The following is a 21,809-nucleotide window of genomic DNA, read 5'->3' as shown; positions in this document are numbered from 1 at the left end:
AGATTGAAAATGAAATTTATTTTTTCATCCATAATATTTTTTTCTGCAACATTAATTTTCGCGCAGACTTCTTCGAACGGAGAAAAATTAATTCCGCTCACGGAGAATGCGATTCAGAAACAGGAATCCCTGTTGCGATCTACGCAGAGAACTGCCACTTTCCCCAACGATACGGTTGCGCTTCCTTCTGCAGGATTGCGCGATAATTTTTCTTACGATTCGCATCAACCCGATACCACGATATGGGATCTTACAATATCTCCTCCTGTTTTTGTGAATCGCACATGGGCGTTCTGTCCTCCCGATCTTGGTGTGTGTACATTCGACGGCCTTGACATAAACGGAATGCCGTATGATTCGCTTGCGGCGCCGAACAGCACCGGCCGTTGTGATAGTCTTACATCGCGCCCGCTCGATCTCAGTGCATATTCTGTTGCCGATTCTGTTTACCTGAGTTTCTGGTACCAGGCGAAGGGAAGAGGTTATGCGCCGAATACAATGGACTCGCTCATCCTGCAAGTGAGTGCGCGCGGATGGAATCCCAATCAAACGATCACGAACTGGAAAACAGTTTGGTTTCTTGAAGGATACAATCCATCGATCTCTGATACACTTTTTCATATCGTGATGTTCAAGCTCGATAGCGCATCTTATTTTGTGAAAGGATTGAAATTCCGTTTTATCAATTGGGGATCCCGTTGCGGAAGCAATGATCATTGGCATATTGATGATGTGTATATGAAAAGTCTGCGCAGTGCGGCTGATACTTTTTCACGTCATGTCGATTTTGTTTATCCTGCGAGTTCCGGCCTCACGGATTACTGGGCTGTTCCTGTTACACATTTCAAACCTTCGATGATGGCTTCGAATTTCGAAGTGCAGATCGCGAATCACGATACAATTTCTACAGGAAGAAGTGTTACGTATTGGTACGATGTTTTAAAATCAGATAACACGTTGCTCACTCCGATCTATCCGAATGCAGCAGGAGTTACTCAAACGATCATGCCTTTCGCCACTTCGGGATACATGAGTTATGCGCCAATCACAGATCCGCCCATCGGATGGAACTACACGCAATTTTCGCTTCAATCAGACACTACAACTTTTCGCGTGCAGCATATTTTGCACAGTTCGACTGACATTGACACCATGGTGCAGAATCAGAAATTCTATAATTATTATGCCTACGATGATGGAACTGCTGAAGTAGGTTACGGACTTATCGGAACGAATTCTTCTCTTGCGTATCAATTCACGATGCCCATTGGTATTAATGATACGCTGAAAGCTGTGCAGATGTATTTTCTTCCTGTGCGCGACCTGCTTGATCTTGATGTTTATGATTTTCAACTTACAGTTTGGAATGATGTGGGTAATGCTCCGGGCTCAGTGATCTATCGCCAGCGCAACCAGCATATCGGGAGAAAATTTGAATCGACCGATCGTTTTGTAACGTACACTATTGATAGCGGAACAGTAGCGCTGCAGTCGGGACAGAAATATTATATCGGTTGGGTGCAATCGACGGCCGACATTCTTTATCTCGGTTTTGATTTCAATACCGATCATCACGACAAGATCTATTACAACACCACCGGCAACTGGTACACTTCCATTTACAATGGATCGCTCATGATGCGGCCGGTTTTTTATAATGCGTACGATGTTTCCGGCATTGCAGAAAATTCTGCGGGAAATAATTTTTCACTTTATCCGAACCCCGCAAATGGAACGGTGAATCTTGAAATGAAAAATGCGAATGAGAATTATGCTGCTGTGGTCACGGATATTTCCGGAAGGGAAATTCTTCCGCCAATAAAATTTTCCGGGAAAACTTCCATCGATGTTGCTGCGTTGAATGCCGGAATTTATTTTGTGCGGATCTCCAATGAAAAAGGAGAGGTGATAGGAACGAAGAAGCTGGTGGTGAACTGATCAAACCAAAATTTCCATCTTAATATCCGCTCTTGCCCACGGTGCATTTCCCAATGGAATTTCTTTGAATCCCAATTTGTAATACAATTGTATTGCGGCAGCAGAACCCTTTTTATTGGAATGAAGAATTACTTTTTCTGCGCCGATTAGTTTTGCTTTTTCAAGTGTTGCTACGCCGAGATGATAACCGATCTTCAGTCCACGGAAATTTTCATCGACGGCCATTTTTGTCAATTCATAAATATTGTGGTCTTCATACGTGAGTGCGCATGTGCCCACGATCTCTTCTTTGTATTTCGCGAGAAGAATAGCTCCCCCGCCTTCAAGAATATATTTTTCCGGATCGCTGAGAACAGTTTCATCCGATTCTTCAACGAAAAAACTTTTTGAGATCCACGCGATGTTGAGATCTTTGAAAATTTTCGAATGTTCTGTTTTGAATTCAATAATGCAAAGATCTTCGCTGATCTTCTTTTTCATTGGAGAAATGGTGTGTGTCATAGTCCTTCTTATTAGTCAGCCTTCGACAAGCTCAGTCTGACAATTATTTTGTTGAACGTTGTCTATTCACTCTGGAAAAAAAACTTTCAGTTTTCAATCGGTCTTCACATTCCTCCATCGCCTTCATTAAATTATTCTCTGTCTTCACCATCTGAGTCACCGCCGCGCTGATCTTTTTCCAAACGGGTTGCATTTTTCTGACGAGCGTGTGCGCTTTAGGCGTGAGTGCAAGTACGCGCCTGCGCCCGTCGCTTTTGTCGCTTGAAGAACGGACCAATTTTTTCGCTTCGAGTTCTTTCACGAGCTGAATAAGAGAAGGGTGTGCGATGCCGACTTCCGCAGCAAGATCAACCACGCTCATCGCACCTTTTTTATGCAGCACATAAACCACCGGGAACCATTTCGGTTCGAAGTCTATGCCATGCTCTTTGTAAACGAGCACGCCGTCTCTTCGAATCGTATCTGCGAGCCGCTGCAAACGCGCTGCTACTGCGAGAGGGCCTATGTCGTCGATGATTGCCATGAGGCAAATATAGGTAATAAACTACGTAGTTGACTACGGATTAAGAATAATTTTACCGCTAAGACGCCAAGGCGCTAAGTTTTCTTCGCGCCTTTGTGCCTTTGCGGGAAAATGGAGAAGGAGAACTATTCTTCTATTGGAAAATGGATGTCTTCGTATTCGCAAACAAGTGTTCCCCATTGATCAAGCTCAATAAAATCTTTTGAACCGACAACAGGATTTTTGGCAATGAGTTCATCGATCCGGCTAAGAGCAGAATTGTAATCGGATTCTGTACGAAGAAATTCTGAAGTACCCATTTGATTTGTAGTTTGCTTTTCAAAGATAATTTATTTGCCGCGGGGACGCGGAGGTTACGCGGAGAAAAATCTTAATTTTTTTGAAGTGCCTTAATTGGTTGGTTAATCGATCAATCTAAATTGAAGACTGCTTTATCGCCAACAAATTCAGAGCAACGCCTTTCATGAAAGGCAATTGAAGCGTACCTCTTAGTCAGATCGTAAATGAATTCTTTGTCTCCCCAAACTGTGCTAACAATTTTCTGTTTACTTGGTTTTGATAAGTTCGAAATATCGCCGAAAAGAATATTCAAATTCGATTCATCATATCCGAAACCTAATAAGTACACTTTATCTGCCGACTGCACTGACTTTCGAATGCAGCTGATTTTATCTTCATCAATTCGTCCGAGGGGCTCGCCAATTAATCGAATGTTTCCCATTGCTAAACTAGTATAAAGCATGTTATCATTTCTTTCCCCGAAACGAACGTGTTTCTTTTCCGCACTATTCTGCCATTCTAGATCTGCAATTTTTCCGTAGATATGTTGAATATTGAGCCGGGTTATAAAATCATTTGCTTGGTCATTACCATTTTCAAGTCCTTTCAATGGGTTTTGCATTTTGTGTCTTACGAAATTGTAAATGAAATGCTCAAGAATTCGTTCATAATTGAAGGTAATGAGTTGTAGCTCGAGTTCTCCTGAAATTATTCGACTCATATTGTTTTCCAAATGCAACTCAAGGAAGTTCTTAAGCCAATTTGACTTTATACCATAAAGGTTTTGCCTCATAAGCCAATCTTCAGCACCAATCATAAAATATGAAATTGCAAATTGCCCAAACTCCCGAAAAGGGGCGTTTGTTTCATTTCGGAGAAAAGAATCAATTGAATTACCATTTTTTCCCCAATTAACAAGAGGATCCTTGAATCGTAAGATATTTTCAAAGTAAATTTTTCTTCTCACAATATCAGGGAGATTATTTAAGCGCTTCGATTTTTCTCGACTGAGAAATTGATTGATAAGATCGAGGGCTTCACTATTAAATCTAGCCGAATCGCCGATATCATCAGCAATTCGCATCAATAGACTGATCCCGCCATCAACGCCAAGTTCACAACTCGAACCAGCTCCTGTAACTATAACAACTTTTTTCATTACATAAAAAACCGCCACCGTTCGCCCCGATAATTCGGGGCTATCTCCCAGCAGCGGTCTTCACAATTTATTCGTGCGCTAACTCAATCAGCACATTATTTTTTCTCATCCTTCACTTCCTCAAAATCCACATCCTGTACTTCTCCGTCTCCTTTTTTCTGGTCGGCATTGTCAGCAGGATTTGCATTTGCATCAGTTGCTTCTGCATTCGGATTTGCACCTGCTTGCTGCATCGCTTCGTACATTCCCTGCACAACACCTTGCAGTTTTGCAAGTCCGGCGTCAATGGCAGGAATATCTTTTGCAGTGTGCGCTTTTTTCAATTCTGCAAGTGCATCTTCTATCGGTTGTTTTTTATCGGCCGGAAGTTTGTCGCCGAATTCTTTCAGTTGTTTTTCCGTCTGGAAGATGAGTGCGTCGGCCTGATTTATTTTTTCAACTTCTTCTTTCGCTTTTTTATCGGCGTCGGCATTCACTTCTGCTTCGCGTTTCATTTTTTCGATCTCTTCTTTCGAGAGCCCGGAACTTGCTTCGATGCGAATGTTCTGCGATTTTCCGGTCTTCTTGTCTTTTGCCGAAACATTCAGAATTCCATTTGCATCAATATCAAAGATCACTTCTACCTGCGGAACGCCGCGGGGCGCAGGAGGAATTCCATCGAGAATGAATCTTCCAAGCGTACGATTATCTTTCGCCATCGGACGTTCGCCCTGCAGAATATGAATTTCCACGCTTGCCTGGTTGTCGGAAGCGGTAGAAAAAGTTTCTGATTTTTTTGAAGGAATAGTAGTGTTCGACTCAATGAGTTTGGTGCAAACACCGCCGTACGTTTCAATGCCGAGTGAAAGCGGAGTAACGTCGAGCAGCAATACATCTTTCACTTCGCCGGTGAGCACGCCGCCCTGAATTGCAGCGCCCACAGCAACCACTTCATCAGGATTCACTCCTTTCGAAGGAGCTTTGCCGAAAAATTTCTGAACCGCATCTACGATCGCAGGAATACGTGTTGATCCGCCAACGAGAATTACTTCATTGATATCATTCACCGTAAGATTTGCATTCTGCAATGCTTTTCTGCACGGCTCAATAGTACGTTTGATGAGATCGTCAACAAGTTGTTCGAACTTCGCGCGTGTAAGTGAGCGCACGAGATGTTTCGGAATTCCGTCGACCGGCATTATGTATGGAAGATTTATTTCTGTGGTAGCCGAACTCGACAATTCGATTTTTGCTTTTTCCGCTGCTTCTTTCAAACGCTGCAATGCCATCGGATCTTTAGTGAGATCGAGATTTCCATTTTCACTTTTAAATTCAGCAACGAGCCATTCAATTATTTTCTGGTCGAAATCATCACCACCCAGGTGTGTATCACCATCGGTAGATTTTACTTCGAATACACCATCACCCAATTCAAGAACAGAAACGTCGTGCGTACCGCCACCGCAGTCGAACACAACAATTTTCATATCATGATGTTTCTTATCGAGTCCGTATGCAAGAGCAGCAGCAGTGGGTTCGTTGATGATGCGGCGCACTTTGAGTCCGGCAATTTCTCCGGCTTCCTTCGTGGCCTGGCGCTGCGAATCGTTGAAGTAAGCGGGAACAGTGATCACGGCTTCGGTCACTTCAGTTCCGAGAAAATCTTCTGCGGTCTTCTTCATTTTCTGAAGGATCATTGCAGAAATTTCCTGCGGAGTATATTTTCTGTCGTCGATCTGAACGCGCGGTGTATTATTATCACCTTTCAAAACAGTATATGGAACGCGCTTCGACTCTTCCGTTACTTCATTGAAAAGATGTCCCATAAAACGTTTGATGGAGTACACGGTTTTTTTTGCGTTCGTGATGGCCTGACGTTTTGCAGGTTCACCAACTTTCCGTTCGCCATTGTCAACAAATGCAACAATAGACGGAGTCGTGCGGTGACCTTCGCTGTTGGGGATAACAACTGGTTCATTTCCTTCCATGACTGCCACGCAGGAGTTGGTGGTACCTAAGTCAATTCCGATTATTTTAGCCATAATAGTTTTTTTTAAAAATGTTTTTTTCAATAATGAATGGTCAATTCCTGTGCCAGCGGGCGAATGAAGAATTAATGGCAGGAAACGGCATTAATTACCGGAGTATGAATGTCAAAAAGGCAATGGGAATACCATTGCCTTGTAAGAATAGAAATCAGATTTTTGATCACTGACAACCTGGCACTGCACCATTTCTGTCTTCGAATTTCAGAGGGCAGGTGAATTGTCCGCGCGCGAGTGAATCTTCTGTTTGCGGTGTGATGGAAAGACCGCTTTTTGATTTGGAAATTCTCGAAGAGAAAACGCCGTACCCGTTTTCAATATTCGTGTAATAAGGTTTTTCCTGTACAATGGAAGAAGAAGGCGCATTCACCTGCATGTAAGTGTACAATTCTTCTCCGCCACCATACACAGTGAAATCGATACCGTTGTCTTTTCTTTTTACGATGAGTGGATTATCAGGAACCACGCTGCGGATGAAACGATAAAAATCATTCGGTGCAAATTCTACCGTGTGAAGTGTAGTTGCGTTCTCACCGTCGGTAACTACAGAACCGATCACCCATTCAGGAGTGGTAACAAAAGTAGTATCGCCATTTACATCAATCTCGTAATAATGAAATTTCATTCCCACCTGGTAAATTCTTGCTGACGCAGATCCCTGCCATTCTACTGTGAATTTCGTTGTGGTGTTTATTTGTACCAAACCAATAGTGGTCGTACTCGGCCGTGTAACGTTGAAATCCTCGACGAGGTGCGTCGTTGATTCCACATGGTTGCCGGTTTGATTATTATCAATGACAATTTTGTATTTGTGGCTCGGATCCATCAACGGAGTATTCATGGAATAAATTACCTGTTCGGGAAAATTGAACATTCCTGAATCTTTTGTGGTCAACGTATCAGGCGCCAGCGCATAAGCAGTGATCATGGAGCCATTCGCATCGAGTTCCTGTAGCCAGACAGAAAGTTGATGCGCATAATTGATACTGTCGTATTGCTGCGCCATTGCAAGCGCATTGTCGGGGCCGAGAAATGCTTTTTCTATACGGATGTATTGTTTGGGCTGCGTCTGGTCAAGAAGTCCGTAAACGATGGTGGTTTCTTTCCATTTGTCGAGAATATCGAGTTCATTTTTACACGTCCAGAAAACAAGGGCGAGCGAAAGAAAAAGAAGAATTTTTTTCATGAATGCGGTAATGAAAACAAGCTGGAATTGTGGCTGCAAACATACGAAGTTTTGTCCTTCATTCTGATTGGTTACTTTTGAGGTGGCGTGTATAGCATTGCCAATGGTAGCTATGAAACGATTTCTGGTTTTCTTCTTTTTTTTCATCATAAAGATTTCATTGTTCGCACAGGTTTCCGATACCGCTTTGTGGATTCCGAATGGCCCGGTGAATTCAGTTTACCTGCGCGATAGTATTCTTTATGTCGGTGGAAATTTTTCACAGATCAGCCCGGTGAGCGGACATTTCACTGCAAATGATTCGGTGACTGCTGCTACGGTTCTTCCATTCCCGATGGTAAGAGGAAAAGTAAATTGCATTGCGAAAGACAGTTTGGGAAGAATTTATGTGGGAGGAAATTTCAGTGAAGTTGGAATTGTTCCGTGGAAAAATCTTTTCCGTCTCGACGCAAATGGAAATTTCGATGCAACTTTTCGTCCAGATCCCGATGCAGAAGTAACATCGCTTTATGTTTTCAAAGACACACTTTATGTGGGCGGAAATTTTACAAATATTGAGGGCTTTCCCCGCGAACGTGGCGCATCATTTCATGTTACAGATTCCATGCAAACGCCGGGAAATGATTCTTTACTCGCATTCGATCCGCAGACAGATGATATTATTTACGCTTTTGGAATGGATACTGTGACAAGACTAATGCTTATTGGAGGAAAATTCCTGAACGTGGGAGGCCAGCCCGCAACTTATCTTACGAAAGTGGATCCGCAAACCGGAATTTATATTCTGAGCGGGCCGTTTCCATGGCGAACAACGGTTGATGGCCCGGTGAAATGTATAGAGGTTGAAGGAACTTTTGGTTACGCATACATCGCAGGAGAATTTTCTTCATTCGCTACCACACAGCGGAAGGGAATGGCTGTGGTTTATCTCAGTTCCGGAAATCTTGATTTAAGTTTCAATGCGGGGCTGAATGGAATTGTGAATGACATGAAATTCGTTGGCAGCAGAATTTATATTGGCGGTGCATTCACGATCGCTGACGGGCAGAACAGATTTTATCTCGCGTGCCTCACGCTTGCGATGCACGTGCTCCCGTGGGCACCGGTCGTGTACAATGAAGTTTTTTGTATTCAGCCGTGGAATGATGCAATTTGTATAGGAGGAAAATTCAAACGTGTGGCAACTGATACTGTTTTTTTTGCCGCCATCATTGATTCAACCGGCGCAGGAAATGTTCATGCATGGAATCCAATGTTCGATGCTCCGGTGAACGCCATGATGCCGGGACGGAATGGAAAAATTTTCTGCGGAGGAGATTTTACAGGAGCAGGAGGAGTTTTGCGTTCCAATTTGTGTTCCATAAATATTTACACGCAAACGCCAACGTTGTGGGCGCCCACGCTTGATGCGCAGGTGCACTACATCACTGCAAATACAAATTCACTTTTCATTACCGGAGATTTCGGCCTTGTAAATTCGCAAAACCGCGCACGCATTGCTTCATTCGATCTTTCTACCGGCAATGTGAATGCATTCAATCCCGGGGCAAATGGATTGATCCGCAGCATTGCGCTGAATGATTCCATTGCATTCCTCGGCGGAAATTTTACAACCATTGCCGGACAGGCGAGAAATAATATTGCATGTGTTACAATAAATAATTCTCTTGCCACAGCATGGAATCCCGGTTGTACAGGAACGGTGAATAAACTTATTCTCGATAATGATCATTTGTATGTGGCGGGATTTTTTCCGCAGATAGGCGGGCAGATGCGCGATAATTTTGCACGTGTGAGCACAACAACAGCGCTTGTGGACTGGAATTGGATCTGCAATACGGACAATGGAATTTATGATATGGACCTTTACAACGGAAAATTATTTCTTGGCGGATGGTTCAGTCAGGTTGCAGGAATTCCTCGCGTTTATTTTGCTTCAGTCGACACGGCTTCCGGAACTGTGCTTGCCGACAATCCGATGTTCGATCAATACACAAGAAGTTTTGCGCGTTACAACAGGGATCTTTTTATTTCAGGAGCATTTTCCATTGTAGGTTCTTCAAATTATTACCCCGGAGTTTGTGATTATGATAATTTCACTTCTTCATTCGAAGCGTGGACACCAATGCCGGATGCTTTTCCCGTAACGATGGCTGCCACCCAGGATTGGTTATTTGCAGGCGGATCTTTTTCCAACATCGGTTATCGTTATCATCCGAACCTCTCCATGATCAATATCAATAACATTACATCGGTGAATGAAATTGAGCAATCGTCTTTCATGCAGTTATTTCCTGACCCTACCAATGGAATTTTCACGGTCAGTACAAAAAATATTTCAGAAAAAATTTCACGCACCGGAATTTATGACGTGACAGGACAGGAGATCAGCGCAGAAAATTATTCCGGTATCATGAATGGAGATCATTTCAGTTTCGACATTTCTTCGCTGGCGAATGGAATTTATTTCCTGAGAATAGAAACTGCAGATGGAAGATCGTTCAGCGGTAAGATCGTGAAAGACTGATCAGCGGATGAAGTCGAGCGGTTGTGTCACAGGATCCACGTATAGATAATGAACCGTGTTCTGGTCAAGCCAGTAATTGAGCGAAGCGGTAGTTGTTCTCGCTGCGAATAATCCGTACCCGCCGGAAATGTTGGAGAAAGGAGGAAGGTCGGCTGCCGAATTGCTATTTGCAGTTGCCACGTTCATGTAAGTCGCCACATCATCTGTTGCCCCTACAAAAATGAGATCAACTTTTCCTGTAATGCGGTGAACCATCGGATCAACATGAATAAGATTTTTCAGCACATTGAAAAAAGTATGGCGTTCGAAAGCATATTCCAGTTGCAGATTTCCCGCATTCGAAGAAGCATCCTGTTCGGTGAAATACCAATCCACATATTTCTGAGAAGTCTGGGTGGTATCGAAAACAAATTGTTCGGTGTAATGAAAACGCAGGATCATCCGGTAACGATATCCGTTCACGCCGGTTTTGAATCGCATAACAATGTTGGTGGTATCCCACAAATTCAGCGGCATGAAATTGCTGACGGGATCAGTGATGGTTACATCGCCGGGGATTTTTGTAATGGAAGTTGCCGTAGTTCCTTTCACGAGATCTTTCACCACGATCTTGTATTCGCTTCCGTCTTTCAGCACCGGGAAAGTTCCGCGGTATAAAACCTGGTAAGGATGGACAAACAATCCACTGTCCCTGGGTAAGGTTGTGTCAGAATACAACTGGTAAGAAGTCATGAAATTTCCATTGTACCAGCGTTCCACTTTCACATCCAGCCGCCCCGGAGCAAAACTGATCGTATCATTATTCTGAGCCATCACCAGCGCATTGCCTTCGCCAAGAAAAACTTTATCGATACGCACATATTGAACAGAATCGTGTGGATCCAGCAGCCCGTAACATACAAGCACATCTTTGTAATCGGCATTAATGTCGAGCGTGTTCTTGCAGCCACCGTAAACCACGAGGATGAATGCAGGAATAAAAATGAAACGAAAAATGTAATATGAGATTTTTTTCACGTTTCCAAAGATCGTAAAAAAATCAGGGTTGCGAACGGGCAGGATCGCCCATTACATAAACAGGCCCCAGCGGGGCAATAACGTCACCTGATTTCTCCAATGAAACTGCAAATGATTCTGTCTGTTGCACCGTTTTCATCATTTGAATTCCGGAATTATTATTAACAGAAAAACTTCCTTCATTTATAGGATTTCCATTGACAAAAGCCCACAAAACATATTTCTGATCAGGAGAGGTCATTGGTAAAGTCATCGGATCAACAGCCACTTCCATTGATTTCATATTCCAGTGCACGACTGCTTTCATCGGATGTCCCGGAATTTTACTTTCCAGTGCAACATTCTGCGTCATCGGGTCGCGCAAAAAATTCAGAACACGCCGCACACTGTCCATTTTTCTGCGGACGATGGCAGTTCTTCCCGTCATTCCATCCAGCGCCGTGTCGGTGATGTGGTTGGATGCAGCAAGAACGGCATCATCATTTTCTTTCGTAGCATTGAGATTATGCCATTGGAAAAAATTCACGCTGATGCTGATGATAAGAAGAAGTGATGCTGCAACAGCAAATGGTTTCCATGAAAATGTAAATGGAGTTTTTCCTGAGACAATTTCATCATCAGATTTTTTTTGAACTTTTTCGCCGGAAACAATGCTCAGAATTTTCAATTTATTTTTTTTATCGGGAATGATCCGGTGTTCCTCCGCATATTTTTCCATCGCGATCTGCAAACGTTCTATCTCGTAACGAATCTCCGTATGAAGCGCCGCCATTTTTTCCACTTCACGAATCTCATCGTGCGATGCAGCCCCGAGCACATACAGCTCGAGAATTCCGGTCGATATGTATTCCTGCGGGTTCATTTCATGAGTTCGCGCAAACGGGTCATCGCTGCTTTAACGCGTGTTTTAATTGTGCCGAGGGGAATTCCGAGTTCATCTGAAACTTCGCTTTGTGTATAGCCGCCGAAATATAAAAGTTCGATCAGTTGTCGTTGTTCCGGCTTCAGTCCATCCACAAGTTTTTTTAAACCGATATGATCGGTACCCGTTACCTGGTTATGTTGCCGGTCAACGGTATATACGTAATCTTCTATGCTGCGGACTTGTTCATTCTTGCGAAAATTTTTCGAACGGATTTTGTCAATGGCAGAATTCCGCGCAATGTTCAGCAACCAGGTGTAGAGCCGCGCTTTTGTTGTATCATAACTTGCGATATTATTCCAGATCTTGAGAAAAGTTTCCTGCAAAACATCTTCTGCTGTTTCCTTTTCCCGAATGATCCTGAAAATTACTCCGTAAAGTGCAGAAGAATAATTATCGTAAAGCAAACGCAATCCGCCTTCGTCGTGATCTTTCAGTTTCGCAACGAGAATTTCTTCAGAAGGTAATCTGGTTTTCGGAGACAAGCGGAGAATTGAATAGCGAAGATAAGAAAGAGAGGGGAGACTTGAGAACTGGCAGAAATAAAGAAAAAATTACTTCAGGAAATTCTTCTCATGTTGAATTCTTTTCCGGGTGCAATAACGATCGGAACTTTTTCAACGGTGACGGAACTCGTATCCAAACCGAAAGCACTTTCTTCGGAGAGCGTGATCGGTTTCATGAAATAATAAATATCGAGAATAATTTTTTCGTAAACCGGGAGTTCATTATCGGCAGAAAGATATTTTTCAAGCACCACAAAACGGAAATCGCCAATGACATTCGCTTTATTCAGCGATTCGTAACGCGACGTAATATCCACTTCGTGATTCGTTACCATTTCCTGCACCACTTTCCGGAACAGCAGATTTATTTTTGTGGGAACGCGGAAGCCGAGGAAAAAATCAATCCGAAAAACTTCTTTAGCCACGAGTTCATTCACTTTGTACTCCATCGTGTACGGGCTGTCCGTGCCATGCACGTGCACGAACCAGTACACGTCCGCTCGTTTCGGACGTTTCTGCAGAATGGAATAAATTATTTTCGATTCGATCTCGTCTTTGATGTCGGCGCTCGTGAGATAAACAAGATGTGTTGCGTACTTGGGAATAGAAGTATCCTGTCCGAGTTCCGCAACCATCGGCAGATATTCATCCAGTTTTACAAATTCAACATACCGGTTACGGATCTTCCTTGCATCATACCATATCCACATTAGTGCGATGAGCAGAATTCCTACCATCACGGTAATGAAACCGCCATGCCGGAATTTTTCGAGATTCGCACGAAGAAAAAGTAATTCAATGGGCAGGTAAACGATGAGTACCAATACAACGAGCCAAACTTTCGTACGTTTCATCAGCAAATAATAACTGAGCAGGATGGTGGTCATTAACATCGTGACAATGATCGCGAGGCCGTAAGCAGCTCCCATTTTTGACGAATCGGGTTCACCGGGATAAGAAGCGGGCCACTGATGAAAAAAGATTACGATACCAATACAACCGATGAGCAATAACCAGTTTACAGATGGAATGTAAAGTTGCCCTTTCAGATTGGTTGGATATTTAATGCGCACCTTCGGCCAGAAATTCAATCGTATCGCTTCGTTGATGAGTGTGAATGAGCCGGTGATCAACGCCTGGCTTGCGATGATAGCTGCTGCAGTTGCAATCACGATTCCCGCTCCGTAAAACCAATCAGGCATGATCGTGTAAAAAGGATTATTTGCACGATCAGCAAATTCACTCAGCTTGTGCCCTTCATGACTGATGAGCCATGCGCCTTGTCCGAAATAATTCAGCACAAGACAAATTTTTACACACGTCCAGGTAATGCGGATATTTTTTCTTCCACAATGGCCGAGATCGGAATACAGCGCTTCTGCTCCCGTTGTACAAAGGAAAACTGCACCGAGAATTCCAAGCGCCATTCCTTTATGCGTAAGAAGTAAATGAATGGCATAATAAGGATTGAGTGCATTGAGAATGGTATAGTCATTTTTGATCTGTGAAATTCCGAGAACGGCAAGCATGGAAAACCAAACGAACATCATCGGCCCGAAAAATTTGCCGACGAATTTTGTTCCGAATTGCTGGATGATGAAAAGTGCAGCGAGAATACCGATGGTTACCGATGCGATCGGAAAATTTTTACTCACGCCGCTCACACCTTCCACCGCGGCTGTTACAGAAATTGGCGGAGTAATTATTCCATCGGCAAGCAGCATGGAACCGCCAATGATCGCAGGAAGTAAAAGCCATTTTCTTTTTGTGCGCCGCACCAGTGCATACAGCGCAAAAATTCCACCTTCACCGTTGTTATCTGCACGTAAAGTAAGCAGTACATATTTTATTGTGGTCTGTAAAGTAAGTGTCCAGACGATGCAGGATAACGCGCCGAAAATAATTTCACCGTCAATTTTATTGTCAGTGCCGACTATGGTTTGCAGAACGTAAAGCGGGGAAGTTCCAATGTCGCCGTAAATGATTCCAAGAGTAACAAGGAGCCCGGCGAAAGTTACTTTTTTGTGAAGGTTAAGATGGTCGTCTTTTGACATGACCTTTGTGAAAGCCGGAGCAAAGTTATGAGTTTACAAAACGCAGAAATGGCGTCAAAAAAATATTATTGGTGTTGTAATTCATAAATAAATATCAATAGATTATTCCGGCTGAAATGTACAGCGCATTTCCGTTCACAGCAGGCGCGTGCGCTTGAGCAGGTAGGGCAGCAGCACCTGTTTGAATCCTTCGTTCACATCTGCTTCCACGAGATCAATGCGGTATTGCCCGCAACGGAGTTTGAGTTCCATTTTGTAATCGGTGATCGCTTTCAGGTAATGATCTTTCACTTCATTCGGCTGCACTTTCAGTTCTTCACCCGTTTCAATATCCACAAATGTGTAAGGCCTGTTCTCATAATCAAAATCGAGTTCGTGCTTTTTATCGGTAACGTGAAAGAGAATGACCTCATGCCGGTTGTGACGCAAATGCTGCAACGCTGAAAAAAGTTCATCATTGTTCGTTCCCGAATCGAACATATCGCTGAAAATAATAACGAGTGATCTTTTGTGAATGCTTTCTGCGATCTCGTGCAATGCCTGTACCGCGAAGGTTTTTTTATTGGAGAAATCTGTCCTTACATCCAGTAGTTTTCCCAGTTCATGATAAAGCATCTTGTTGTGAACCGTATTGCTCCGCGCGGGCGTGTGCAACTCCACAAACTCTGAAAAAACGGAAAGGCCAACGGCATCGCGCTGCATCTTGAGTAATTCAGTTAGGGCCGCAGCACATTTTACAGAGAAAGTAATTTTATTTTCAATTTCGTCTTTTCCTTTTTCAGGAAAATGCATGGAAGAAGAATTGTCAATCACCACCTGGCAACGGAGATTTGTTTCTTCTTCATAACGCTTCACGAACATTTTATCCGTGCGGCCATATAATTTCCAATCAATATGTTTTGTGGGCTCGCCGCTGTTGTACAAACGATGTTCTGCAAATTCAACGGAGAATCCGTGAAATGGACTTTTGTGAAGGCCCGTGATAAATCCTTCCACCACCTGCCGTGCGAGAAGTTCGAGATGCGAGAACTGCTGGAGTTCCTGGTGATCGAGAGCCATTCAATAAAGATACAACTTCGTCAGAGGAATAAATTGTGAAAGCGAAAATACAAATAGTGATTTCAGACGAAATAAAAAAAGCAGATCGTTGCCAACCTGCTTTCTGAATTCATTATGTGAAATTTTCAGAGTTGCGCTTCGAGTTTTTGTGTCAATACACTTTTCGCAACAGCACCCACTTGTTTGTCCACCATTTTTCCTCCTTTGAAAAATAGAATGGTAGGAATGTTACGGATGCCGAATTGCATCGAAACATTCGGATTATTATCGACGTCCACTTTTCCTACGATCGCTTTGCCATCGTATTCTTTCCCGATCTCTTCTACAATTGGACCAACCATTCTGCACGGGCCGCACCATTCTGCCCAGAAGTCAACGATAACGGGTTTGTCTGATTTGAGAACGATCTCTTCGAAATTGCTGTCTGTGATCTGGAGTGCCATTTGAAATTATTTTTATTTGAAATGATTGAGTGAATTGTCTGATACAAATGTATAGAGAAAAACTTCAGGGGGAAATTAGTTTTGTCTATATGTCTATTGGTAGCGGAATGCGGAATTTGCAGACGTGCGGACTTTTTTTGAGAAATATTATTTTTCGCAGGTCCGCAAATCCCGCATTCCGCTCCCTGAATCACAATCCATACTTATCAATGAGAAATAGCATTGCCGCCATGGATGCAGCGCCCATGTGTAATTCGCGGCGATTCACATTTTTAAACTGATCATCTTCCGTGTGATGATAATCGAAATAGCGCGAGCCGTCGGGCTGAAGGCCGAGTAATGGAGTCCCCTGTGTTTTAAGCGGGCCTATGTCAGCGCCACCGCCACCATGATCAAAATCATAAACTCCGTAAGGAAGAAAAAGATTTCTCCACGATTGAATTTTTATTTTTTTGAGCGAATCCATTTCTGTTCCGAATCCGCGCGGAGTAAATCCGCCGGCATCTGATTCTATTGCGGCAATGTGTTTTTCATTTTTCACTTTGGCAGAATCGGCATACGCTTTTCCTCCGCGGCCGCCGTTCTCTTCATTCATGAATGCAACACAACGTATCGTGTGTTTGGGACGAATACCAAGCTGTTTAAACAAACGAATGGCTTCCACCGATTGAACTACGCCCGCGCCATCGTCATTCGCGCCCGCACCCAGTTCCCACGCGTCGAGATGTCCGCCCACGACGATCACCTGTTCGGGATGTTCACTGCCGATTATTTCTCCGATCACGTTGTACGATTTTTCATCAGGCATCCATTGGCAATTCATTTTTAAAATGAATTTCACTTTCCCATTGGCAATAATTTCATTGTGAAGAAAATCAGCATCTTTTGTTGCAATAGCAACTGCAGGAATTTTTGCCATCAGTGAATCGTTGCGCGCAGTTCCTGTGTGTGGAAATGTATCAATGGAACTCGTGCAGGAACGCACCATAGAACCAATGGCTCCGTATTGTTCTGCGCGATGCGCGCCATCCCATCGGTAATCAACCGTTTCACCATACGCAGCGAACGTGGAAATTTTTTTATCGTCCCAACGATGATTGTAGAAAACAATTTTTCCCTGCACCCCGTTTTTCCCGAGCGAGTCGAGTTGTTTCCAGTTCTGCACTTCTACAATTTCACCGGTCAAACCTTCTTTAGGAGTTGCAACTGATCCGCCGAGTGCGCACACATTCACCACGTGATCTTTTCTTTTTGCATTGGTATATTTGATCGCGCCGAATTCCGGATTGCCACGCACCCAATGAGGAACCATGCAGGGTTGCAGCCAAACTTTATCGAAGCCACATTTATCCATTACATTTTTCATGTATTCCACTGCAGCTTGTGCACCCGGCGAACCGCTCAGTCGTTTTGGCGCAGCAATGCAAAGGCCGCGAAGATTTTCATACGCTTCACCATTCGCCATGCACTCGCGGAAAATTTTGGAGACTACAGTCGAATCGTTGTCGCCGGAATTCACCACTTCGTGCGGCGCATTGGAAAAAGAAAGAATTGCGAAGACGAGAACGGGAAAGGAAGGAAAAATTATTTTTTTCATCGGGAAAGAATTAAGGTCAAAGATAATGATGCTTATTTTATGCCGGGCGAAAATATTAGGAGTGGCGAATTCCTCATTTCACAAGCGCAAAAAAAATCAATACAGCGTACTATAATCAAACCATTCTCTTTTGCGCGTGAGTTTCAGATCCTGCAGCATGGCCGATTTTACATTGATGGTGATGTTGTAACTCTGCCGCACACCGAATGGAATCCAGTTGAACTGCATTTGCCAGCAATGAAGATCGCGGTACACGTTGATGGATGCGCTGGAAAATTTCTGTTTCTGAATATCATAATTCGAATCGAATCCTACTTTCCACTTCGGAGTTACATTCATGTCGCCGGAAAAATGTACAGTTTGTGTAGTCGTGGAAATGAGTGAAGGTTTACTCCAGCTCAATGTGTAACCGATATTGAGCGACCAGGGAATATTAAAATCAACGTAAGCATTCGGATTGGCGTTGATCATATTCAGTTCCTGTTCTGTTCCCCGCGTGGAAGAATAATGATTCGACGCACTCAACCCTCCTTTCCGCAATGAAGTATTCATGCTCACTGCCGCGCCCGTTAGCCGCGCGAGGCGATTTTCTGTTCTCCATTCGAAACGCTCTATTCGAATTCCGTTTGCATCTATTCGATACGGATCGGCGTTAAATGTTCCGTTGACATCGAATTTTTTGAAAAGCTTCAGGCGGAATCCGCCGGTGATGTACGACCAGTTGAAATGTTTCGCCATGAGATTATAACTGAAAGCGAAATTGAGCGCGTCGAGTAAAGTCACGCGCTGTTCGGTAGCTGTTGTGTCATTATCCTTCGGACGTTTTTTTGCTTCAAGATTATTCATGAGATTAAAACCGATAGCGCCGAGATTTCCGGCAGGAGTCGCTCCATAAATCCCGTTTTCAAAAATGGAATATTTTGTCACAGCGCCGAATTCACTCGATTGCACGGAACGATAAAAACCATATTTCGGATTCGTGAAGTCGGGCATGTACGTGAACGAGAGCGCAGGCGTGAGCGTGTGGCGTATGACGGAAAATTTAGTGTGGCGTAAATGGAACATGCCGTAAATTTTCGTGGTCATGGTAGCGCTTGCATTGTAATCGAAACTAATATGCGCGCCGTTTACGGTATCTGTGATCACACTTTCGCCGTTCCAATAACGATTAATAGTTTTGAATTGCGTAATGGAATTCATGGTAGAAGCAAACGTAATTGTGAAATGATGAAGCAAATTGAACGAAGCGGAAACCGGCATGCTTTGCCGTATTCCATTCTTAAAACGCGAAGCCACATAATCGCGCCATTCGTATTTGAGAGAAGAATCGCCGATGCTGATGTTGTTCTGGAATTCGGATGCATAACTCACCGAAACTTTATCACCGATCTTGTTGTACCAGCTCGTGTGCGTGCGGCTTGAATTCCGGAATGGATAAAACCGGTTTATTGTAAGTGAAAGCGTAGGTGCACTCAAATTCACATTGTGCGTTTGCGTATTCTGGCTATGGCGGATATTCGCCGAGAGCGATCCGAATTTCCACGCTTTGCTCCACGAGATGTTGGACTGAAAAGTATTCGAGAGATAATCTGTTGGACGCGAACCATTATTTCTATTGTAGGAAGAAGTTCCTGCATTCACATTCGCAGAAAAACGAATGGAAGGATTGGCTTTCGCATCCTGCGTGTGCGACCAGTTGATGAAAAAATCATTGCGCGCATAACGCGAGGGCAATTCACTTTCGCCGGTGATGATGCGCGAATATTTCAGCGCAAGATTTCCGCTGTACTTGTAGCGTACTCTGTAATTCGTGTACACTTTTGCACCCCAGCTTCCTTTCGAATAAATATCGCCGCGCACCGCCATATCCATTTTATCTGAAATTCCCCAATAGTAACCGCCGTCGCGGAGAAAAAATCCGAGCGTGGGCGACGAACCGTAAGTGGGAATGATGATGCCTGATTTTCTCCCTTTCTTATTCGGAAAAAATCCGAAAGGAACACCGAGTGGTGTGGGAACATCAGCGATCTTCAGGTAAGCAGGTCCCGTAATGATCTTATCGTCCTGTATCACTTTCATTTTCTTTGCGTAGATCGCGTAGTGCGGGTGATCGAGATCGCAGGTGGTAAAAAATCCTTTATAACCATAAGTGACTTTGCCGGTATCTTTTTTCACGATGTCGGCGTGAAGAATTCCGTCGCCTTCTTCGGTGGTGACTTCCGAAATTTTTCCTTTCTGTGTTTTGTAATTGTAAGCGAGATGCGTTGCTTCAAAATCCTGGTCGGCGTTGCTGAAATGTGCTTTGCCTGTATATTTTCCTGTTGAATCTCTGGGGCCGTCGGCAGAAACAACATTGTTATTAAAATCGATCACAATGTAATCGGCCTCGAGATGAATGTCGTTGTAATCTACTTTCGCGCTGTCGTAGAGATAAACCAATTTGTGTTCAAGATCGAAATGAATGGAATCATTCGCGCTGTAATCAATCTGGAAATCGAGTGCGTTGCTACTCTTTTTCACAATGATCTTTCCGGTGTCTGGAGCGAGTGGATTTACAGGAGCACAAAAAAGATTAAAAGATGTGAAGAGGCCGGCGATTATTAACAAAACAGGGAGGAAAAGTCGGTTTGCTGTCTCCTTAGGGACTTTCGTTTGGCGGTATTTTTGTGGGAAGTACAGCAATGAGTTCAAAACTAAATAAAATCGTTTGTATTGCGTTTTATCCTGAATGAATCGTAACGTAGTAAGGCCTGTTATTATTTTCCTGGCAGCATCGATGGTTATGCTGCTGACGGGCTCTTTTGCAACAAAAATCAAGCCCGAAACAAAAAAAATAAGAGTCGTTTGCATTGATGCAGGCCATGGAGGTAAAGATCCCGGTTGTCACGGAGATTTCGCGAAGGAAAAAGATGTTGCTCTTGCTGTGGCGTTAAAATTTGGTAAATATATTTCTGATCATTATCCCGATGTCAAAGTCGTGTACACGCGCACTACGGATGTGTTCGTGGAATTGAACGAGCGCGCAGCAATCGCGAACCGCAACAACGCTGATATTTTCATTTGCATTCACTGCAATTCTGCCTGTGTGAGAAAAAAAGACGCGCATGGAAAATATCACGATCTCTGCAACGAAGAAGCCAACGGATCAGAAACGTATGTAATGGGTTTGCACAAAGCAGAAGGAAATCTTGATGTTGCAAAAAGAGAAAATGATGTAGTGACGATGGAAGATAATTACCAGAACAAATACAATCTCGATATTAATTCAGATGAAGCGGAGATCATTTACAGCTGGTATCAGAATATTTATCTCGAGCAGAGCATGCGTTTCGCTCAATTGTGCCAACAGCAATTTTCCACCAATGCGGGACGTGAAGATAAAGGTGTGAAGCAGGCGGGATTTCTCGTGCTCTGGAAAACGAGTATGCCATCGGTGCTCATTGAAACAGGATTTTTGTCGAGCCCGCAGGAAGAACGTTTTTTATCGGGAGAAAAAGGACAGGATTATATGGCGGCAAGTATTTTCCGTGCATTCCGTTCCTGGAAAGATGATGTGGAAGGAAATAATATTACGTACGATGATGACATTGCAAATATGAAACCGTACAGGATTTTGCCCGAAGACACAGCAGGGCTTAGAAAACCTTTCAACTATGTGACAGGAGGAGTTTCCCCTGCGAAAAACGACAGTGTGAAAAAAAATGAGGACAGTATTGTACAGGATGTCCCGATAGTTGTCGATTCAGAAAAAATAAAAAGAGATAATGCAAAAGCAATTTATCGTGTGCAGCTATTTTCTACCGATAAATTACTTGCTGATGATGCGGCGGAATTCAAAGGATCGCAGGACGTATGGCATTATGAGCAGAATGGAATTTATAAATACACGAGCGGAGAATATTATTCCATGGCCGAAGCGACAAAAGAACAAACAATAATCCGCCAGAATTTTCCGCAGGCATTTATCGTGGCGTTTGACAAGAGCGGAAACCGCATTACCACCGACCAGGCGAAAAAACTGAATGGAAGATAAGAGGGTCATTGGCCAATTGTAATTAGGGCTTGTGTTTAAAT

17 protein-coding genes are annotated in these 21,809 nt (G+C 43.5%); 3 read left to right on the top strand and 14 right to left on the bottom strand.

Going from position 1 to position 21,809, the window contains the following annotated elements:
• Positions 1–9 precede the first annotated feature (9 nt).
• A complete protein-coding gene (locus tag HY064_11390) occupies positions 10–1,938 on the top strand; it encodes a T9SS type A sorting domain-containing protein (GenBank protein MBI3511259.1) in 1,929 nt (642 codons plus the stop codon).
• Here the strand turns inward: HY064_11390 and HY064_11385 are convergent, their stop codons facing one another.
• The 6 genes from HY064_11385 to HY064_11360 form a co-directional block, all read right to left on the bottom strand.
• A complete protein-coding gene (locus tag HY064_11385) occupies positions 1,939–2,439 on the bottom strand; it encodes a GNAT family N-acetyltransferase (protein ID MBI3511258.1) in 501 nt (166 codons plus the stop codon).
• 43 nt (positions 2,440–2,482) lie between these two features.
• Positions 2,483–2,962, bottom strand: a complete 480-nt coding sequence (locus tag HY064_11380) for a MarR family transcriptional regulator (protein ID MBI3511257.1) — start codon at positions 2,960–2,962, stop codon at positions 2,483–2,485.
• A gap of 125 nt (positions 2,963–3,087) precedes the next feature.
• Positions 3,088–3,261, bottom strand: a complete 174-nt coding sequence (locus HY064_11375; protein ID MBI3511256.1) for a transcriptional regulator — start codon at positions 3,259–3,261, stop codon at positions 3,088–3,090.
• A gap of 110 nt (positions 3,262–3,371) precedes the next feature.
• Positions 3,372–4,400, bottom strand: a complete 1,029-nt coding sequence (locus HY064_11370; GenBank protein MBI3511255.1) for a hypothetical protein — start codon at positions 4,398–4,400, stop codon at positions 3,372–3,374.
• 95 nt (positions 4,401–4,495) lie between these two features.
• Positions 4,496–6,421 carry a molecular chaperone DnaK gene (dnaK, locus tag HY064_11365; protein ID MBI3511254.1) on the bottom strand — a complete coding sequence of 642 codons (1,926 nt, stop codon included), beginning with the start codon at positions 6,419–6,421 and terminating at the stop codon, positions 4,496–4,498.
• A 166-nt stretch (positions 6,422–6,587) separates the two neighbouring features.
• Complete coding sequence (locus HY064_11360; protein MBI3511253.1) at positions 6,588–7,757, bottom strand: DUF4249 family protein; 1,170 nt, start codon at positions 7,755–7,757, stop codon at positions 6,588–6,590.
• Between HY064_11360 and HY064_11355 the strand changes: the two genes are divergently transcribed.
• On the top strand, positions 7,723–10,137 hold the full coding sequence (locus HY064_11355) for a T9SS type A sorting domain-containing protein (GenBank protein ID MBI3511252.1): 2,415 nt from the start codon (positions 7,723–7,725) through the stop codon (positions 10,135–10,137). The two genes, HY064_11360 and HY064_11355, sit on opposite strands and share 35 nt — an antisense overlap.
• Here HY064_11355 and HY064_11350 read toward each other — a convergent pair whose 3' ends face one another.
• From HY064_11350 to HY064_11315, 8 genes are all read right to left on the bottom strand, one after another.
• Positions 10,138–11,154, bottom strand: a complete 1,017-nt coding sequence (locus HY064_11350; protein ID MBI3511251.1) for a DUF4249 family protein — start codon at positions 11,152–11,154, stop codon at positions 10,138–10,140.
• 22 nt (positions 11,155–11,176) lie between these two features.
• Complete coding sequence (locus HY064_11345; GenBank protein ID MBI3511250.1) at positions 11,177–12,016, bottom strand: anti-sigma factor; 840 nt, start codon at positions 12,014–12,016, stop codon at positions 11,177–11,179.
• Entirely contained in the window at positions 12,013–12,561 is a 549-nt protein-coding gene (locus tag HY064_11340) for a sigma-70 family RNA polymerase sigma factor (GenBank protein ID MBI3511249.1), read from the bottom strand. The genes HY064_11345 and HY064_11340 overlap by 4 nt, the downstream gene beginning before the upstream one ends.
• Positions 12,562–12,635: 74 nt before the next feature.
• Positions 12,636–14,636 carry a KUP/HAK/KT family potassium transporter gene (locus HY064_11335; protein ID MBI3511248.1) on the bottom strand — a complete coding sequence of 667 codons (2,001 nt, stop codon included), beginning with the start codon at positions 14,634–14,636 and terminating at the stop codon, positions 12,636–12,638.
• Between the two features lie 135 nt (positions 14,637–14,771).
• The gene (locus HY064_11330) at positions 14,772–15,695 is read right to left on the bottom strand and encodes a DUF58 domain-containing protein (GenBank protein MBI3511247.1); all 924 of its coding nucleotides are present in this window, start codon (positions 15,693–15,695) and stop codon (positions 14,772–14,774) included.
• Positions 15,696–15,820: 125 nt separating this feature from the next.
• Positions 15,821–16,138 carry a thioredoxin gene (gene trxA / locus HY064_11325; protein MBI3511246.1) on the bottom strand — a complete coding sequence of 106 codons (318 nt, stop codon included), beginning with the start codon at positions 16,136–16,138 and terminating at the stop codon, positions 15,821–15,823.
• Between the two features lie 190 nt (positions 16,139–16,328).
• Complete coding sequence (locus HY064_11320; GenBank protein MBI3511245.1) at positions 16,329–17,735, bottom strand: M20/M25/M40 family metallo-hydrolase; 1,407 nt, start codon at positions 17,733–17,735, stop codon at positions 16,329–16,331.
• Between the two features lie 96 nt (positions 17,736–17,831).
• Positions 17,832–20,342: an LPS-assembly protein LptD gene (locus HY064_11315; GenBank protein MBI3511244.1), complete on the bottom strand. Its 2,511-nt coding sequence runs from the start codon at positions 20,340–20,342 to the stop codon at positions 17,832–17,834.
• A 121-nt stretch (positions 20,343–20,463) separates the two neighbouring features.
• Here HY064_11315 and HY064_11310 point away from each other — a divergent pair, with 121 nt between their 5' ends.
• On the top strand, positions 20,464–21,768 hold the full coding sequence (locus HY064_11310) for an N-acetylmuramoyl-L-alanine amidase (protein MBI3511243.1): 1,305 nt from the start codon (positions 20,464–20,466) through the stop codon (positions 21,766–21,768).
• Positions 21,769–21,809: the final 41 nt, after the last annotated feature.

This window comes from Bacteroidota bacterium, assembly GCA_016194975.1.
In the GTDB taxonomy this organism is placed as follows: Bacteria; Bacteroidota; Bacteroidia; order Palsa-965; family Palsa-965.
The sequence above is the reverse complement of the archived record's forward strand: the minus strand, read 5'-3'. Positions and strand labels throughout refer to the sequence as shown.

Excerpts from the sequence above, each read along its gene's own strand:
- HY064_11390 (MBI3511259.1), top strand. The coding sequence starts at position 10 with ATGAAATTTATTTTTTCATCCATAATATTTTTTTCTGCAACATTAATT.
- HY064_11385 (MBI3511258.1), bottom strand. The coding sequence starts at position 2,439 with ATGACACACACCATTTCTCCAATGAAAAAGAAGATCAGCGAAGATCTT.
- HY064_11380 (MBI3511257.1), bottom strand. The coding sequence starts at position 2,962 with ATGGCAATCATCGACGACATAGGCCCTCTCGCAGTAGCAGCGCGTTTG.
- HY064_11375 (MBI3511256.1), bottom strand. The coding sequence starts at position 3,261 with ATGGGTACTTCAGAATTTCTTCGTACAGAATCCGATTACAATTCTGCT.
- HY064_11370 (MBI3511255.1), bottom strand. The coding sequence starts at position 4,400 with ATGAAAAAAGTTGTTATAGTTACAGGAGCTGGTTCGAGTTGTGAACTT.
- dnaK (MBI3511254.1), bottom strand. The coding sequence starts at position 6,421 with ATGGCTAAAATAATCGGAATTGACTTAGGTACCACCAACTCCTGCGTG.
- HY064_11355 (MBI3511252.1), top strand. The coding sequence starts at position 7,723 with ATGAAACGATTTCTGGTTTTCTTCTTTTTTTTCATCATAAAGATTTCA.
- HY064_11360 (MBI3511253.1), bottom strand. The coding sequence starts at position 7,757 with ATGAAAAAAAAGAAGAAAACCAGAAATCGTTTCATAGCTACCATTGGC.
- HY064_11345 (MBI3511250.1), bottom strand. The coding sequence starts at position 12,016 with ATGAACCCGCAGGAATACATATCGACCGGAATTCTCGAGCTGTATGTG.
- HY064_11335 (MBI3511248.1), bottom strand. The coding sequence starts at position 14,636 with ATGTCAAAAGACGACCATCTTAACCTTCACAAAAAAGTAACTTTCGCC.
- HY064_11330 (MBI3511247.1), bottom strand. The coding sequence starts at position 15,695 with ATGGCTCTCGATCACCAGGAACTCCAGCAGTTCTCGCATCTCGAACTT.
- trxA (MBI3511246.1), bottom strand. The coding sequence starts at position 16,138 with ATGGCACTCCAGATCACAGACAGCAATTTCGAAGAGATCGTTCTCAAA.
- HY064_11320 (MBI3511245.1), bottom strand. The coding sequence starts at position 17,735 with ATGAAAAAAATAATTTTTCCTTCCTTTCCCGTTCTCGTCTTCGCAATT.
- HY064_11310 (MBI3511243.1), top strand. The coding sequence starts at position 20,464 with ATGAATCGTAACGTAGTAAGGCCTGTTATTATTTTCCTGGCAGCATCG.